This window comes from Roseateles sp. (assembly GCF_039595595.1).
Lineage (GTDB): Bacteria > Pseudomonadota > Gammaproteobacteria > Burkholderiales > Burkholderiaceae_C > Roseateles.
Map to the genome: position 1 here is coordinate 332,634 of NZ_JBCNLG010000003.1, position 16,365 is coordinate 348,998.

Genomic DNA, 16,365 nt, shown 5'->3' on the forward strand with positions numbered 1-16,365 from the left:
TTCGGCGGCTGCCGTCAGGCGACCGCGTCGGCGCTCTGGCGCTGCAGGATGGCCAGGTTGCGGGCCACGACCTCGCGCAGCTTGCGGCGGTCCACGATCATGTCGATCGCGCCCTTCTCCATCAGGAACTCGGCGCGCTGGAAGCCGGCGGGCAGCTTCTCGCGCACGGTGTTCTCGATCACGCGCGGGCCCGCGAAGCCGATCAGCGCCTTGGGCTCGGCGATGACGATGTCGCCGACGAACGCGAAGCTCGCCGAGACGCCGCCCATCGTCGGGTCGGTCAGCACGCTGATGTAGGGGAGCTTGGCCTTGGCCAGGCGCGTCAGCGCGGCATTGGTCTTGGCCATCTGCATCAGCGAGAGCAGGCCTTCCTGCATCCGCGCGCCGCCGGTGGCGGTGAAGCAGATGAAGGGGGTCTTCTGCTCCAGCGCGGTCTCGACGCCGCGCGCGAAGCGCTCGCCGACCACGGAGCCCATGGAGCCGCCCATGAAGTCGAACTCGAAGCAGGCGGTGACGACCGGGATGCTCATCACCGCGCCGCCCATCACGACCAGCGCGTCGGTCTCGCCGGTGTTCTCCAGCGCTTCCTTGAGGCGGTCGGGATACTTCTTGCTGTCCTTGAACTTCAGCGCGTCGACCGGCAGCACCTCCTGGCCGACCTCGTAGCGCCCTTCCCCGTCCAGGAACGCGTCCAGCCGGGCGCGGGCGCCGATGCGGTGGTGGTGGCCGCACTTCGGGCAGACGTTGACGTTCTGCTCGAGGTCGGTCTTGTAGAGCACCGTCTCGCAGGACGGGCACTTGATCCACAAGCCTTCCGGCACCGTGCGGCGCTGGTCGGGGTCGGTCTGCTGGATCTTGGGCGGAAGAAGTTTCTCAAGCCAACTCATGGCGGGCTCCTATGTCTGTCGCGAAACGCGAAAGCGGGGCAGATTGCCCCGCTCAGGCGTCCAGCGCGGCGCGGATGTCTCGGATGAAGGCCGCTGCCTGGATCGCGACATTATCCCTGGATTGCAGCTCGATCAGCTGAACCAGGGCCGAACCGATCACCACCGCGTCCGCATGCCGGGCCACGGCGGCGGCCGTCGCCCCGTCACGGATGCCGAAACCCACGCCCAGCGGCACCTTCACGTGCCGGCGCAGGCGCGGCATGGCATCGGCGACGGCGCCGGTGTCCAGGTGGCCGGCGCCGGTCACGCCCTTGAGCGAGACGTAATAGACATAGCCGCTGGCCAGCCGGCCCAGACGCTCGACGCGCTCGTCGGTGGAAGTCGGCGCCAGCAGGAAGATCGGATCCAGTCCCTTGGCCTTGAGCGCGGTGGCGAAGGCCTCGCACTCCTCGGGCGGATAGTCGACGACCAGCACGCCGTCGACGCCGGCGGCCTGGGCCTCGGTGACGAAGCGCTCCAGGCCGAAGCGCTCGACCGGATTCGCGTAGCCCATCAGCACGACCGGCGTGTCCGCATCCTGCTGGCGGAAGGCGCGCACCATCTCCAGCACATGGGTCAGCGTGATGCCCTTCTGCAGCGCGCGCTCGCTGGCGCGCTGGATGACGGGGCCGTCGGCCATCGGATCGGAGAACGGCACCCCCAGCTCGATGACGTCGGCGCCGGCCCGGGCCATCGCCAGCATCAACTCGACCGTCACGTCGGCATAGGGATCGCCCGCGGTGACATAAGGGATCAGCGCCTTGCGGCCCGCGGCGGCCAGCCGCGCGAACGTGGCCTGGATGCGGCTCATTGGGCACCTCCCTTCACGGCGTGGCCGGCCATCGAGGGCCGGTCGAAGTACTCGGCGCCCGACAGGTCGGCGACGGTGCCGATGTCCTTGTCGCCGCGGCCGGACAGGTTCACCAGCAGGTGCTGGTCGGGACGCATCGCCGGCGCGAGCTTGATCGCGTGCGCGAGCGCGTGGCTCGATTCCAGCGCCGGGATGATGCCCTCGGTGCGGCACAGCCGGTGGAAGGCAGCGAGCGCCTCGGCATCGGTGGCGCCGACGTACTCGGCGCGGCCGATGTCCTTCAGATAGGCGTGCTCGGGGCCGACGCCCGGATAGTCCAGGCCGGCGGAGATCGAGTGGGTCTCGATGATCTGGCCGGCCTCGTCCTGCAGCAGGTAGGTGCGATTGCCATGCAGCACGCCCGGTGAACCCGCGCTCAGCGTGGCCGCGTGCTTGGGCGTGTCGACGCCCTGCCCGGCCGCCTCGACGCCGATCAGGCGCACGTCCTGGTGCGGGATGTAGGGATAGAAGATGCCGATCGCGTTGCTGCCGCCACCGACGCAGGCGATGACCGCATCGGGTTGCTTGCCGATCATCTGCGGCATCTGGACCAGGCATTCGTCGCCGATGATGCGCTGGAAGTCTCGGACCATCATCGGATACGGATGCGGGCCGGCCACGGTGCCGATGATGTAGAAGGTCGACTCGATGTGGGTGACCCAGTCGCGCATCGCCTCGTTGAGCGCGTCCTTGAGCGTCTTGGAGCCGGACTCCACCGGGACGACCTTCGCTCCAAGCAGGTTCATCCGGTAGACGTTGGGCGACTGGCGCTTCACGTCCTCCGAGCCCATGTAGACGACGCACTCCATGCCATAGCGGGCACAGATCGTGGCGGTGGCCACGCCGTGCTGGCCGGCGCCGGTCTCGGCGATGACGCGCTTCTTGCCCATGCGGCGCGCCAGCAGCGCCTGGCCGATGGTGTTGTTGACCTTGTGCGCGCCGGTGTGGTTCAGGTCCTCCCGCTTGAGGAAGATCTGCGCGCCGCCCAGCTCGCTGCTCAGGCGCCGGGCGTGATAGATCGGGCTCGGACGGCCGACGAAATGGGCCAGCTCGTACTGGAACTCGCGGATGAACTCCGGATCCTGGCTGTAGCGGGCGTAGGCCTCATTCAGCTCGTCGAGCGCATGGATCAGCGTCTCGGCGACGAAGCGGCCACCGTAGTAGCCATGGGCGTTGGCGGTCGGCACGGGGCCGAAACGGCCTTGCGCGTCGGGCTGCGCATAGCCGGCCAGCGGTCCCGTGACGAACGGGATCGAATCGGAGATGGTCTTGGACATGAGGGGTCCTCTATGAGGATGCCCGCGCGCGTTTCGAAGCGGAATCAGGCCGACTTCAGGCGGTCGGCCTCGCGCACGGCATCGCAGAACTGGCGGATCTTCACGGCGTCCTTGAGGCCCTTGGAGGCCTCCACGCCGGAGCTGACGTCAACGGCCCAGGGCCGGACCTGCCGCACGCCATCGATCACGTTGGCTGCACTCAACCCACCAGACAAAACGACCGGAGAGGGAACGCTTGGAGGCAGCAGTGACCAATCGAAGACCTTTCCGCCTCCACCGTAGCCGTCGACGAAGGCGTCGACCAGCACGGCCTGGGCGCGGGAGAAACGAGTCGCGAAGTCTAGCAAATCGAAGCCCGGCGCCATGCGCGCCGCGCGCAGATAGGGGCGCGACCAGCGGTCGCAGTCCTCGGGTGCCTCGTCGCCGTGGAACTGCAGCGTCAGCGCCGGGATCGCGGCCAGCGCCGCGTCGATCGCGGCCGCCGGCGCGTTGACGAACAAGCCCACCGGCGTCACGAACGGGGGCAGTCGCCGCGCCAGCTCGGCGGCGCGCGCAACGCTCACCGCGCGCGGGCTCTTGTCGTAGAAGACCAGGCCGATCGCGTCGGCGCCAGCCTCGACGGCGGCGTCGACATCGGCTTCCCGGGTCAGGCCACAGATCTTGATTCGGGTTCGGCTCATGGACGGAGTCTCTTCAGTCGCTCGGACCGGCGCTCAAGGGAGCCAGTCCATCGCGGCGGTGTGCCGCGGCAGGTTCAGGTGATCGTCGTAGGTCGGGCCGACGAAGTACAGCCCGTCCGGCGGAAAAGTGGGCGCCGCCGCGTCGCGCGAACGCGCCGCGAGCACCTCGTCCATCCACGCGGGCGGCTTTTGTCCGGCGCCGACCGCGACCAGGCAGCCCATGATGTTGCGGATCATGTGATGCAGGAAGGCGATGCCGTCGAACTCGAAACGCCAGTAGGCGCCGCGCTTCTCGACCGAGATGCGGTGCAGCGTCTTCACCGGCGAGGCCGCCTGGCATTCCGCCGAGCGGAAGGAGCTGAAGTCGTGCTCGCCCTCCAGGCGCCGGGCCGCGTCGCGCATCGCGTCCCCGTCCAGCGGACGGAAGGTCCAGCCCACGCCCCGCGCCTCGATGGACGGCCGCACGTTGGACTCCAGCAGCAGATACCAGTAGCGCCGCCCGCGCGCCAGGTTGCGCGCATGGAAGTCCTCGCCGGGGAAGGCGGCCCACTGGATCGCGATGTCGCGCGGCAGGTAGCGATTGACGCCGCGCACCCACGAAAACGCTTCGCGGTCGACCGGCGAATCGAAGTGGACGACCTGGTTGAGTCCGTGCACGCCGGTGTCGGTCCGGCCGGCGCAGATGGTGCGGATCGGCTGCGCCGCGAACTGCGCCAGCGCCGCTTCCAGCGCGTCCTGCACGGTGCCGCCGCCAGGCTGGCTCTGCCAGCCCTTGTAGGCCTCGCCGCGGTAACTCACGCCCAGCGCCACGCGCATGCCGGTCTCCGGATCTCAGAAAGGGTGGCGCGCAGCGCGCCCAAAAAGAAAAGGCGCCCGGCCAGGGCCGAGCGCCTTGTCGCGAAGGACCCGCAGTTTAGCGAAGCTGATCCAGCATCTGCTGGGCACGCTCGCGCAGCGGACCGCCGGCCTTGCCGACCAGTTCCTGCAGCACGTCGCGCGCGCCTTCGGTGTCGCCGATCTGGCGGAATTCCTCGGCCAGCTCCAACTGGCGCTGCAGCGCTTCGTCGTCGTTCGGATCGATGCTGTCCAGGTCGACGCCCAGGTCGTCCAGGCTCATCGTGTCCGAGCTCGCCGGCTTGACGTCGGGCAGCGCATCCAGGTCGGGCAGGTCCACCGAGGGGATGTCCTCGACGTCGCCGGCCTTGCTGATCGTGCGCTCGTCGCGGCCGGCCGGCGCGGTGGCGGGCAGGTCCAGGTCGATGCTCGACAGGTCGAAATCCAGCGAATCGGACTGCGCCGCCGGCGCCGCCGCGGGCGTGCCGCCGAGGTCGTCCAGGTCGCCGAGGTCGAACTCGAGTTCACGGGCATTGGACGCGGCCGGAGCGGCCGGCGGCGTGCTCAGGTCCAGGTCCATGTTCATCGGCGCCTGGCTGCCCGACGACGGCAGCGCCTGCGTGGCGGCCATCGCCTGCGCCGGGGCCGGGGGCGAACCCAGGTCCAGATCGAGGTCCAGGTCCATCAGGCTGGACGGGCCGGCATCGCGGGAGGCGGCCGCGCCAGCCGCGGCACCGGCCGCGGCGGTCGCCGCCGCGCGGGCGAGCGCATCGCCGCCCGGATGGGCCAGGCCAGTGGCCGGCAGCGTGCTCGCGTTCATCGGCTCGGGACGCTCGTCGTCGCTCTCGAACATCGTCGGCGCGCCGCCCGGCTGATACAGCGGATTGTCCGGATCGACCTGGCGGCCGAGCTCCTGGACCTTCAGCCAGTCCTCGCCCTGCCCCTTGGTCTCGGCGTACAGCTGCACCGACAGTTGCTCGAAGCCTTTGATGTCGCGGCGCTTGCCGTAGACCTCAAGCAGCTTCAGGCGGATCGCCAGGCGCTCGGGGTTGGCGCGCAGCGCCTCCTTCAGGATTTCCTCGGCCTGCAGGTCGCGGCCGTAGGCCAGATAGACATCGGCCTCGGCGACCGGATCGACGTCGCCGATCGCGTCGAGCTGGCTCAGCGAGTAGCTCATCGACGACTGACCGGTGGTCGACGCATCGCGCGTGTCCACGCGCTGGCCGCCGCTGTGGCCGAAGAACGAGTCCGGGGCCAGGCGGCTTTCGGCGAAAGCGGTCTCGGAGCGCGAGGCCGCGTCGCGGCGGGCGCGCCAGCGGTTGTAGCCGATGCCGCCGACGACCACGAGCAGCACCGCGCCGATGGCGGGCAGGTAGTCGGTCAGCGAGTCCAGGAAGCCCGGCTCTTCCGGTTCCGGCTTGGGCGCCGGCACGGCACGCGGCGCCGAGGCGGCGGCCGGCGCCGACGCCGGGGTCACCGCCGCGATGGCGGACGCCGGCGCGGAAGAGGCACTGGCAGCGCTGGCGGCGCTGGCCGCGGTCTGGGCCGCGGGCACGTTGGCCGCGACATTCACGGCCGGCGCGGAAGCGGCCGCCGGCGCGGGGGCCGGAGCCGGAGCCGGAGCCGGAGCGGGCGCGGGAGCCGGGGCCGGCGCGGCAGCCGTGGTCGCCGCTGGCGCGGACGGTTTCGTGGCGGCGGAGAGCTTCTTCAGCTCCTCGACGTTGCGAGTCAACTCGGCGACGCGTGCGGCGGAATCCTTCTTCTCGGTTTCCTTCGAGACCTTGGCCTCGGCGCCGGCGGTCTTGGGCTTGCTCAGCGTCAGCTTGTCCGGCGTCGCCGAAGTGGCCGGCTTGCGGTCCTCGACGGCGGCCTGCACCGAGCCCTTGGCCTGGCGGGCGTTCTCATCGGGCTTGAGGGTCGGCGCGGCTTCGGCCAGGCGCTGGCGATAGCCGCCGAAATCGCTGCTCTGCGCCTGGATGACGCGGCGCGCCTCCTGCGGCGTGATGGACTGGACCGCGTCGCTGCCCGGCACCGACAGCACCGCGCCCGACTTCAGCCGGTTCATGTTGCTGTTGATGAACGCGTCCGGGTTGCTGCGGTACAGGCCCACCAGCATCTGGTCCAGCGAGACGCCGGACGGCTGGGTGCGGCCCGCGATACGCGACAGCGTGTCGCCGGGCTTGACGGTGTATTCGGATGCGCCGGCGTTCGGTCCCGGCGCCGCAGCGGGCGACGGCGCCGGCGCGCGGGCGGTGACGGCCGGCGCGGGCGGCTGGCTCACCGGCGCGGCCGGAGCGGATGCCACCGGCGGCTGGGTGCGGGCCGCCGGCGCGGCCGGCGAAGGCGCGGGCGCCGAGATCACCGGCGAGGTGGTCGCTTCGGGCGCGCGGGCGAGGTTGCCATTGCTCGGCGGATCGAACAGCAGCGTGAATTCACGGGTCAGGCGGCCGCTGGACCAGTTCAGCTCGAGGATGACGTCGACGAACGGCTCCTGGATGGCGCGGTCGCTGGTCAGTCTCAGGTAGGGCCGGCCGTCGGCGCGGCGCGCGAGCTGGACCTGCGTGCTGGCCAGCACGCCGTTGTAGTCCAGGCCCGAGGCGCGGTAGGACTCCGGCGGCGCCACGCGCAGCTTGAGCGAACTGGCCTCCTCCGGGCTGAGGCTGCTGACGTCGATCTCGGCGCGCAGCGTTTCGCCGAGCGCCGATTGCACCGTCAGTTTCCCCAGTCCCAGACCCCAGGCCGAGCCCGCCGCCAGTCCCAACGCGGTGACCGCAGCCACCTGGCTCAGCGCAAATCGCGCATATGCGCTCGCATGTTTTTTCAAGGCGTCCCCCAAAGCAACAAAGCGGCCCACCCTGCGGACCGCTTGTCATGACGTATTGTTGTTGTGCGGCTGATGCGCCCGCGCAGGCTCCCAGCCCTTCCCGCGGTAGAAAATCACAACGGTGGCAAGCATATACGCATCGTTGCTGAGGTAGCTCATGAATAACATCGATGAGCTAGCCTTGATTCACAGGTCGTTACGGCCTTGTCGCTAGAAGGCAACGCGGCGCACCCCCTGGCAATCCCTAATCAGAACGAAAAAAAGCGGTGGCAGTGCCACCGCTTCCGCTGGATGCGTTGCGATCTCGCGAAGGGCTCAGCGATCCAGCAGGATGCGCAGCATGCGGCGCAGCGGCTCCGCGGCGCCCCACAGCAGTTGGTCACCGATCGTGAACGCGCCGACGTACTCCGGGCCCATCGCCAGCTTGCGGATGCGGCCGACCGGGATGGTCATCGTGCCGGTGACGGCCACCGGGGTCAGGTCTTTGATCGTGGCCTCGCGGGTGTTGGGCACGACCTTCACCCACGCGTTGTCGGCGGCGATCATGGCCTCGATCTCGTCCAGCGGCACATCCTTCTTGAGCTTGAAGGTCAGCGCCTGCGAGTGGCAACGCATCGCGCCGACGCGCACGCAGAAGCCATCCACCGGGATCGCGGCGGAGCCGAAGCCCTCGCCCAGGCCGAGGATCTTGTTGGTCTCGGCCATGCCCTTCCACTCTTCCTTGGATTGGCCGTTGCCCAGGTCCTTGTCGATCCACGGGATCAGCGAGCCGCCCAGCGGCACGCCGAAGTTGGCGACTTCGTCGCCCGACAGCGCGCGCTGCGTGGCGATGACCTGGCGGTCGATCTCGAGGATGGCGCTCTTGGGATCGTCGAGCAGCGGACGCACGGCGGCGTTGAGCGTGCCGTACTGGGTCAGCAGCTCGCGCATGTGCTGCGCGCCACCGCCCGAGGCGGCCTGATAGGTCTGCGTCGACATCCACTCGACCAGGCCCGCCTTGTACAGCGCGCCCACGCCCATCAGCATGCAGCTGACGGTGCAGTTGCCGCCGATCCAGTGCTTGCCGCCCTTGGACAGCGCGTTCTTGATCACCGGCATGTTGACCGGGTCCAGCACGATCACGGCGTTGTCGGCCATGCGCAGCGAGGATGCGGCGTCGATCCAGTGGCCATTCCAGCCCGCGGCGCGCAGCTTGGGATAGACCTCGGTGGTGTAGTCGCCGCCTTGGCAGGTGATGATGATCTCGCAGCGCTTGAGCTGCTCGATGTCGAACGCGTTCTGGAGCGCGGTCTCGTTCTTCGCGAAGGACGGGGCGGTGCCGCCCGCGTTCGAGGTGCTGAAGAACAGCGGCTCGATCAGATCGAAGTCCCGTTCCTGCGCCATGCGGTCCATCAGCACCGAGCCGACCATGCCGCGCCATCCCACCAAACCAACCAATGTCGTCATTTGCTTACCTTCGTTGAAAGGCCCGGCCTTGCCGGGCATCGCCCAAACACCGTCACAAACCCTGGGAGCCTGCCCGGCTCGCTTCGCCGGGTTTGTGAGTTGGGGCGAGACGAACCGGAGCGGACTAGCTCTTGATGGTTTTGGTCGTGGTGATCGAGGTCGTGCCCTTGCTGGACGCAATGGCGGCGACGACGGCATCACCCATCTCGCGCGTGCTCACCTTCTGGGTGCCCTCGCTCCAGATGTCCGCGGTACGCAGACCCTGGGCCAGCACGGACTGAACCGCCGACTCGATGCGAGCGGCGGCTTCGGGCTGGTTGAGGGAGAACTTGAGCATCATGGCAGCGGAGAGGATTGTAGCCAGCGGATTGGCAATCCCCTTTCCTGCGATATCGGGGGCGCTGCCATGACTCGGTTCGTACAGACCTTTGTTGTTCTTGTCCAACGAGGCACTGGGCAGCATGCCGATCGAGCCGGTCAGCATGGCCGCCTCGTCCGACAGGATGTCGCCGAACATGTTGCCGGTGACGACGACGTCGAATTTCTTGGGCGCCTTGACCAGCTGCATCGCGGCGTTGTCGACGTACATGTGCTCGAGCTCGACGTCCGGATACTGCTGATGGACCTCGGTCACGACGTCCTTCCAGAACTGGAAGGTCTCCAGCACGTTGGCCTTGTCCACCGAGGTCACCTTGCGGTTGCGCTTGCGCGCGGCCTGGAAGGCCACATGGGCGATGCGCTCGATCTCGGGACGCGAGTAGCGCATCGTGTCGAAGGCCTCCTCGGCGCCGGGGAAGTGGCCGTCAACGGCGGTGCGGCGGCCGCGCGGCTGACCGAAATAGATGTCGCCGGTGAGCTCGCGGATGATCAGGATGTCCAGGCCCGCGACGAGTTCCGGCTTGAGGCTGGACGCATGGGTCAGCTGCTCATAGCAGATCGCGGGACGGAAGTTGGCGAACAGGCCCAGCGCCTTGCGCAGGCCCAGGATCGCCTGCTCGGGGCGCAGCGCGCGCTCGAGCTTGTCGTACTTCCAGTCGCCGACGGCGCCGAACAGCACCGCGTCCGCCGCCTGCGCCAGCTTGAGCGTGGCCTCGGGCAGCGGATGGCCGGCGGCCTCGTAGGCGGCGCCGCCGACAGGCGCGCTTTCCATCTCCAGCGGCAGGTCCAGGACCTTCAGGACCTTGACGGCCTCCGCGACGATTTCGGTGCCGATGCCATCACCGGGCAGGACTGCGATCTTCATGGGGTCCTCAGCGAGTAATTCGGTTGTTGAGCCACGGCTTGGTGGCGATGCGTTCGGCCTCGAAGGCCTTGATCTTGTCGGCGTGGCGCAGCGTCAGGCCGATGTCGTCGAAGCCGTTGAGCAGGCAGTACTTGCGGAACGGCTGCACGTCGAAGGGCAGCTCTTCGCCATCGGGCTTGACGACGACCTGGCGCTCCAGGTCCACGGTCAGCTGATAGCCCGGGAAGGCGAAGACCTCGTCGAACAGGCGCGCGACCTGGCTCTCGGGGAGCACGATCGGCAGCACGCCGTTCTTGAAGGTGTTGTTGAAGAAGATGTCGGCGAAGCTGGGCGCGATCAGCGCGCGGAAGCCGTACTGCTGCAGCGCCCAGGGCGCGTGCTCGCGGCTGGAACCGCAGCCGAAGTTGCCGCGCGCGATCAGGATCGAGGCGCCCTGGTAGCGCGGCTGATTCAGCACGAAGTCCGGGTTGGGCTTGCGCGAGGCCGGATCCTGACCCGGCTCGCCGTGGTCGAGGTAGCGCCACTCGTCGAAGAGATTGGGGCCGAAGCCGCTGCGCTTGATCGACTTGAGGAATTGCTTGGGGATGATCGCGTCGGTGTCGACGTTCTCGCGATCCATCGGGGCCACGAGGCCCTTGTGCACGGTGAACTTGTCCATGTGTTGCTCCTGCGTCCGGGCGCTCAGGCCAGGCGGCGCACGTCGACGAAGTGACCTTCCATCGCGGCGGCCGCAGCCATCGCGGGACTGACCAGATGGGTGCGGCCGCCGGCGCCCTGCCGGCCTTCGAAGTTGCGGTTGCTCGTAGAAGCGCAGCGCTCGCCCGGCTCCAGGCGGTCCGCGTTCATCGCCAGGCACATCGAGCAGCCCGGCTCGCGCCATTCGAAGCCCGCAGCCTTGAAGATCTGGTCCAGCCCTTCGGCCTCCGCCTGCGCCTTCACCAGGCCGGAGCCGGGCACCACCAGCGCCAGCTTGACGTTGCTGGCCACGCGGCCGCCCAGGCGCTTGACCACGGCCGCGGCCTCGCGCATGTCCTCGATGCGGCTGTTGGTGCAGCTGCCGATGAAGACCTTGTCGATGCGGATGTCGTTGATCGCCTTGTTGGGCTCCAGAGCCATGTATTGCAACGCGCGCTCGATGGCGCCGCGCTTGACGGCGTCCTTCTCCTTCTCGGGATCGGGCACGCGATCCTCGATGGACAGGACCATCTCGGGCGAGGTGCCCCAGGTGACCTGCGGACGGATCTGCGTGGCGTCGAGCTCGACCACCGCGTCGAACGCCGCGCCCGGATCGGAATGCAGCGTGCGCCAGTACTGCACGGCCTGGTCCCATTCGACGCCGGTGGGCGTGAAGGGGCGGCCCTTGACGTACTGGATCGTGGTGTCGTCGACGGCGATCAGGCCGGCGCGGGCGCCCGCCTCGATCGCCATGTTGCAGACGGTCATGCGGCCTTCCATCGACAACGCGCGGATGGCGCTGCCGGCGAACTCGATGGTGTAGCCGGTGCCGCCAGCGGTGCCGATGCGGCCGATGATGGCCAGCACGATGTCCTTGGCGCCGACGCCGGGCATGACCTGGCCCTCGACCTTGATCAGCAGGTTCTTCGCCTTCTTGGCCAGCAGCGTCTGGGTGGCCAGCACGTGCTCGACCTCGGAGGTGCCGATGCCATGCGCCAGCGCGCCGAAGGCGCCATGGGTGGAGGTGTGGCTGTCGCCGCAGACGACGGTCATGCCGGGCAGCGTGGCGCCCTGCTCCGGGCCGATCACATGGACGATGCCCTGGCGCTTGTCGCTCATCTTGAACTGCGTGATGCCGAAGCGGTCGCAGTTCTTGTCCAGCGTGTCGACCTGCAGGCGCGAGACCGGATCGGCGATGCCCTGGCTGCGGTCCGTGGTGGGGACGTTGTGGTCGCTGACGGCCAGGTTGGCCGACAGGCGCCAGACCTTGCGGCCGGCCAGATCGAGGCCCTCGAAGGCCTGCGGGCTGGTGACCTCATGGACCAGGTGGCGGTCGATGTACAGGACGGCGGTGCCGTCCTCCTCGGTGTGCACCACGTGCTCGTCCCAGAGCTTGTCGTAGAGGGTGCGTGGCGCACCGGCGTTGGCGATGTTGGCGGTCATGGGATGGCTCTCCATCACTTCAGTTCAGGCGGCTCACCGGGAGCCGCCGTTGGGGTCGTTCTTGGCGGCGGGACACAGCGCCTCGACGAAGCGCTGCACCACCGTGGGCAGGCGCTCCTGGCGCGCCACGCCGAGCACGTAATCGCGCTGGGCCCAGGATTCATCGAGGTCGAGGCGGCGCACGTCGAACACCTGCGCGAAGCGGCGCGCCGGCGCGTCCGGCAGCACGGCCACGCCCATGCCGGCCTCGACCAGCTGCGCGATCGCGTCGAAGCCACGCACCTGCAGCCGCGCCTTGAGCGTGCGGCCGCGGGTCATGGCCTCCTGCAGCATCAGTTCCTGCGCGGCCGCGCCGCTGTGCAGACCGACCAGGTCGTGCTCCAGCAGGTCGTCGAAGTTGACGGAGGCGCGGCCGGCCAGTTCGTGGGCGGCGGGCACCAGCACCGACAGGCGGCCGGTGCGGTAGGCCCAGGTCTGGAGCCGGTTGTCGAGCAGCGGCGCGGTGAAGACGCCGACATCGGCGCGGCCTTCGGCGACGGCGGCCTGGACCTCGGCGGAGGTCTGGTCCTCCAGGCTGATGCGGATCTGCGGATGCGCCTGCGAGAACGCGGCCAGGTCGGGTGGCAGCGCCTCGGCGATCGCGCCGGCATTGGCGGCGATGCGCAGGTGGCCCTTGATGCCGCGAGCGAACTCGACGACCTCGCTCTCCAGCGCATGCAGCGACGCGTGCAGCGAACGGATGTGGCGCACCAGCGCGCGGCAGGCCTCGGTGGGTTCGACGCCACGGGCGCGGCGCTCGAACAGCTGCACGCCCAGACGCGTTTCGAGATCGGAGATGCGCTTGCTGGCCGCGGCCAGCGCCAGATGCTCGCGCTCGGCCCCACGAGTGATGGATCGGGTCTGTTCGATCGCCAACACGAGATTCAGGGTGGTGAGGTCGAGGCGCATGGATCGGCGGGGGCTGGGTTGAACTGTAGCCTTCGCTCAAAGAGCAAGACTATGGTGATTCATGATAATTCCTTCGCCTGAAACGAAAGCTAAAAAATCTTCGGCGACCGCCGTTACTGTTGTTCGGCTTGTATTGGTCTTATTGAGGTCCTATGGTGGTCGTGCTTTGGTGTGGTGTCGGGCCACTCACCGGGCGCCTTATCCACCATTCTCAGGAGACTTGCATGTCCTTCCGTGCCCGAACCGCCGGCGCCTTCACGCTGGCCACCCTGTCGACAGGGATGAGCGCCCTCCTGGCGCCAGGCGCCGCCCTCGCCCACGGCGCGCCCGAGTTCCCGATCTCGCGCCAGTACAACTGCTTCAAGAATCCCTCGCTGCCGGCCTGCCAGGCGGCGATCGCCTATGGCGGCGAGCAGGCGATCTACGACTGGAACGGCGTCAACCAGGCCAACGCCAACGGCAATCACAAGGCGGTGGTGCCGGACCTGAAGATCTGCGCTGGCGGCCAGGAGAAGTTCAAGGGCTTCGACCTGGCGCGGGCGGATTGGCCCGCCACGGCCTATTCGCCGGGCGCGGATGGCAAGTACGAATACCGCTACAACGCGACCGCGCCGCATCGCTCGCTCAACTGGACCTTCTTCCTCACGCGCGACGGCTGGAATCCCACCACTTCGCCGCTGCGCTGGTCGGACCTGGAGCAGGTGCAACAGCTGGGCCCCGACCAGATCGTCACCAGCGGCAAGACGATCTACACGATGAAGCTCACGCTGCCCAAGCGCACCGGCAAGCATGTGCTGTTCTCAGCCTGGCAGCGCTCGGACAGCACCGAGGCCTTCTATGCCTGCTCCGACGTGGACTTCGGCGGCGGCACGACGCCTCCAGGCACGCCCTCGGACATGAAGCAGATCGGCCAGGTCTCGGCGGCGCAGGACCTGCCGCCGGGCAGCACGGTGAAGCTGCGCGTGTTCAATGGGGCGGGCAACGATCTGGAGACGATCTCCATCACGCTGGGCACGGCGGCGGCGAAGGCCGTGTGGCTCGGCCAGATCGCGGCCAAGGTCAACCAGACCTCGGGCTATCTGAAGGTCGGCACGCTGCAAGGCGGCAGCGTCATCGTGCCCAGCGGCGCCACCGTGATGGACGTCTACCTGCAGCACGCCAACTCGGGCGCGAGCTACGCGATGGACGTCGTGCTGCCGACGACGCCGCCCAACCCGCCCGGCGGCACGGCCTGGACGGAGGGCGCGAGCTACACGGTAGGACAGATCGTGAACTACCAGGGCAGGCAGTACCGCTGCCTGCAGGCGCACACGGCCTACGTGGGCGCGGGCTGGACGCCGGCGAGCTCGCCCACGCTGTGGCAGGCGATCTGAGCTGACGCGCACCGGCCGGGCGACCCGATCGCGGGGCGCCCGGGGTCAGTCCTTGAGGCCGGCGACGACCCCGGCCTCAAGGCCCAGCATCGCCTTGCCGAGCGCCTCGGCGACCTCGATGCCGTCGACGCCGGCGGACATGATGCCGCCGGCGTAACCGGCGCCCTCGCCCGCCGGATAGAGGCCGCGGACGTTCAGGCTCTGATAGTCCTTGCCGCGCGTGATGCGCAGCGGCGACGAGGTCCGCGTCTCCACGCCGGTGAGCACCGCATCGTTCATCGAGAAGCCGCGGATCTGGCGCTCGAAGGCGGGCAGCGCCTCGCGGATCGCGTCGAGCGCGTACTCCGGCAGGCTGCCCAGGCCCTTCTGCTGCAGGTCGGTCATCGTCACGCCAGGCTTGTAGCTCGGCTCGACGCTGCCCAGCGCGGTGCTGCGCTGGCGCTTGATGAAGTCGCCGACCAGGGCGGCCGGCGCCAGGTAGTTGCCCTCGCCCAGCTCATAGGCGCGCGATTCCCAGAAGCGCTGGAACGCGAAGCCATCCAGCGGGTTCACCGGGCTGCCGTCCTTCTTGCCATCCTGGCGATAGTCCTCGGGCGAGATCCCAACGACGATGCCCGCGTTGGCGTTGCGCTCGGCGCGCGAGTACTGGCTCATGCCGTTGGTGACGACGCGGTTCGGCTCCGAAGTAGCCGCCACGACGGTGCCGCCCGGGCACATGCAGAAGCTGTAGACCGAGCGGCCATTGCCCGCGTGGTGGACCAGCTTGTAGTCCGCCGCGCCCAGGAGCGGATGGCCGGCGTTGGGGCCGAAGCGCGCCTTGTCGATGATCGACTGCGGATGCTCGATGCGATAGCCGATGGAGAACGGCTTGGCCTCCATGTAGACGCCGCGGCCGTACAGCATCGTGAAAGTGTCGCGGGCGCTGTGGCCCAGCGCGACGACGACGTGATCGGCGCGGATCTGCTCGCCGGATTCGAGCGTCACGCCGCGCACATGGCGCTGGCCGCCGGCATCGGGCTCGATGAGCAGGTCGCTGACCTTCTGCTGGAAGCGGATCTCGCCGCCCAGGCGCTCGATTTCGGCGCGGATCTTGATGACCATGCTCACCAGCCGGAAGGTGCCGATGTGCGGCTTGCTGACGAACAGGATCTCCTCGGGCGCGCCGGCCTTGACGAACTCGGTCAGCACCTTGCGCGTGAGGAAGCGCGGATCGGAGATCTGGCTGTAGAGCTTGCCGTCGGAGAAGGTGCCGGCGCCGCCCTCGCCGAACTGCACATTGGATTCGGGGTCGAGCACGCTTTCGCGCCACAGGCCCCAGGTGTCCTTGGTGCGCTCGCGGACCTGCTTGCCGCGCTCGAGCACGATGGGCCGCAGGCCCATCTGCGCCAGGATCAGCGCGGCGAAGATGCCGCAGGGGCCGAAGCCGATGACCACGGGACGCGGGCGGCCGGTGGCGAAGAAGTCGGCTGGCGCGTGGCCGGCGAAGCGGTACGCGGTGTCGGGCGAGGGCTTGATGTGCGAGTCGCCAGCGTGCTGCTTGAGCAGCGCGGCTTCGGCGGCCGCGCCACCGACCTCGCAGTCGACGGAGTAGATCAGCACCATCGCCGACTTCTTGCGCGCGTCGTAGCTGCGCTTGAAGACGGTGAAGGCCTGGAGCTGGGCGTCCGGGATGCCCAGCCGCTGGACGACGGCGGGGCGCAGGGCGTCCTCGGGATGATTGAGGGGCAGGCGGAGTTCGTTGATGCGGATCATGGCGATTGATCGGGCAGCGAGGGGCGGATCAGGCGGCGGCCAAAGCGGCGCGGCTGAAAGCAAAACAGGCCCCGCCGAAGGGGCGTGGGCCTGT

At 68.8% G+C, this 16,365-nt stretch carries 13 protein-coding genes; 1 reads left to right on the forward strand and 12 read right to left on the reverse strand.

Annotated features, from left to right (window positions below):
- Positions 1-14: 14 nt before the first annotated feature.
- The 11 genes from accD to ABDW61_RS06680 all read right to left on the reverse strand — a co-directional run bounded on the left by accD (position 15) and on the right by ABDW61_RS06680 (position 13,146).
- Positions 15-887 (reverse strand): acetyl-CoA carboxylase, carboxyltransferase subunit beta, encoded by an 873-nt coding sequence (gene accD / locus ABDW61_RS06630; protein WP_147240242.1) that lies wholly within the window; start codon positions 885-887, stop codon positions 15-17.
- Between the two features lie 52 nt (positions 888-939).
- Entirely contained in the window at positions 940-1,737 is a 798-nt protein-coding gene (trpA, locus tag ABDW61_RS06635; protein ID WP_343637430.1) for a tryptophan synthase subunit alpha, read from the reverse strand.
- On the reverse strand, positions 1,734-3,053 hold the full coding sequence (trpB, locus tag ABDW61_RS06640) for a tryptophan synthase subunit beta (RefSeq protein WP_343637432.1): 1,320 nt from the start codon (positions 3,051-3,053) through the stop codon (positions 1,734-1,736). The genes trpA and trpB overlap by 4 nt, the downstream gene beginning before the upstream one ends.
- A 44-nt stretch (positions 3,054-3,097) precedes the next feature.
- Positions 3,098-3,733: a phosphoribosylanthranilate isomerase gene (locus ABDW61_RS06645; protein WP_343637433.1), complete on the reverse strand. Its 636-nt coding sequence runs from the start codon at positions 3,731-3,733 to the stop codon at positions 3,098-3,100.
- Positions 3,734-3,766: 33 nt separating this feature from the next.
- Complete coding sequence (gene truA / locus ABDW61_RS06650; protein WP_343637434.1) at positions 3,767-4,549, reverse strand: tRNA pseudouridine(38-40) synthase TruA; 783 nt, start codon at positions 4,547-4,549, stop codon at positions 3,767-3,769.
- A 97-nt stretch (positions 4,550-4,646) separates the two neighbouring features.
- A complete protein-coding gene (locus ABDW61_RS06655; RefSeq protein WP_343637436.1) occupies positions 4,647-7,346 on the reverse strand; it encodes a FimV/HubP family polar landmark protein in 2,700 nt (899 codons plus the stop codon).
- Between the two features lie 360 nt (positions 7,347-7,706).
- Positions 7,707-8,837, reverse strand: a complete 1,131-nt coding sequence (asd, locus tag ABDW61_RS06660; protein ID WP_343637438.1) for an aspartate-semialdehyde dehydrogenase — start codon at positions 8,835-8,837, stop codon at positions 7,707-7,709.
- 124 nt (positions 8,838-8,961) lie between these two features.
- Positions 8,962-10,080, reverse strand: a complete 1,119-nt coding sequence (gene leuB / locus ABDW61_RS06665) for a 3-isopropylmalate dehydrogenase (RefSeq protein ID WP_343637439.1) — start codon at positions 10,078-10,080, stop codon at positions 8,962-8,964.
- A gap of 7 nt (positions 10,081-10,087) precedes the next feature.
- Entirely contained in the window at positions 10,088-10,738 is a 651-nt protein-coding gene (gene leuD / locus ABDW61_RS06670) for a 3-isopropylmalate dehydratase small subunit (protein WP_183479104.1), read from the reverse strand.
- A 23-nt stretch (positions 10,739-10,761) separates the two neighbouring features.
- Positions 10,762-12,198 (reverse strand): 3-isopropylmalate dehydratase large subunit, encoded by a 1,437-nt coding sequence (gene leuC / locus ABDW61_RS06675; protein ID WP_343637441.1) that lies wholly within the window; start codon positions 12,196-12,198, stop codon positions 10,762-10,764.
- Positions 12,199-12,231: 33 nt separating this feature from the next.
- The gene (locus tag ABDW61_RS06680; protein WP_343637443.1) at positions 12,232-13,146 is read right to left on the reverse strand and encodes a LysR family transcriptional regulator; all 915 of its coding nucleotides are present in this window, start codon (positions 13,144-13,146) and stop codon (positions 12,232-12,234) included.
- A gap of 224 nt (positions 13,147-13,370) precedes the next feature.
- Between ABDW61_RS06680 and ABDW61_RS06685 the strand changes: the two genes are divergently transcribed.
- Complete coding sequence (locus ABDW61_RS06685; RefSeq protein ID WP_343637445.1) at positions 13,371-14,519, forward strand: lytic polysaccharide monooxygenase; 1,149 nt, start codon at positions 13,371-13,373, stop codon at positions 14,517-14,519.
- A gap of 45 nt (positions 14,520-14,564) precedes the next feature.
- Here ABDW61_RS06685 and ABDW61_RS06690 read toward each other — a convergent pair whose 3' ends face one another.
- Entirely contained in the window at positions 14,565-16,271 is a 1,707-nt protein-coding gene (locus ABDW61_RS06690) for an FAD-dependent protein (protein WP_343637447.1), read from the reverse strand.
- Between the last annotated feature and the right edge of the window lie 94 nt (positions 16,272-16,365).

What these genes read in the sequence shown, in the direction of transcription:
- leuD (WP_183479104.1), bottom strand. Translation starts at nt 10,738, where the DNA reads ATGGACAAGTTCACCGTGCACAAGGGCCTCGTGGCCCCGATGGATCGC.
- ABDW61_RS06690 (WP_343637447.1), bottom strand. Translation starts at nt 16,271, where the DNA reads ATGATCCGCATCAACGAACTCCGCCTGCCCCTCAATCATCCCGAGGAC.
- trpB (WP_343637432.1), bottom strand. Translation starts at nt 3,053, where the DNA reads ATGTCCAAGACCATCTCCGATTCGATCCCGTTCGTCACGGGACCGCTG.
- ABDW61_RS06645 (WP_343637433.1), bottom strand. Translation starts at nt 3,733, where the DNA reads ATGAGCCGAACCCGAATCAAGATCTGTGGCCTGACCCGGGAAGCCGAT.
- leuC (WP_343637441.1), bottom strand. Translation starts at nt 12,198, where the DNA reads ATGACCGCCAACATCGCCAACGCCGGTGCGCCACGCACCCTCTACGAC.
- accD (WP_147240242.1), bottom strand. Translation starts at nt 887, where the DNA reads ATGAGTTGGCTTGAGAAACTTCTTCCGCCCAAGATCCAGCAGACCGAC.
- ABDW61_RS06680 (WP_343637443.1), bottom strand. Translation starts at nt 13,146, where the DNA reads ATGCGCCTCGACCTCACCACCCTGAATCTCGTGTTGGCGATCGAACAG.
- asd (WP_343637438.1), bottom strand. Translation starts at nt 8,837, where the DNA reads ATGACGACATTGGTTGGTTTGGTGGGATGGCGCGGCATGGTCGGCTCG.
- leuB (WP_343637439.1), bottom strand. Translation starts at nt 10,080, where the DNA reads ATGAAGATCGCAGTCCTGCCCGGTGATGGCATCGGCACCGAAATCGTC.
- trpA (WP_343637430.1), bottom strand. Translation starts at nt 1,737, where the DNA reads ATGAGCCGCATCCAGGCCACGTTCGCGCGGCTGGCCGCCGCGGGCCGC.
- truA (WP_343637434.1), bottom strand. Translation starts at nt 4,549, where the DNA reads ATGCGCGTGGCGCTGGGCGTGAGTTACCGCGGCGAGGCCTACAAGGGC.
- ABDW61_RS06685 (WP_343637445.1), top strand. Translation starts at nt 13,371, where the DNA reads ATGTCCTTCCGTGCCCGAACCGCCGGCGCCTTCACGCTGGCCACCCTG.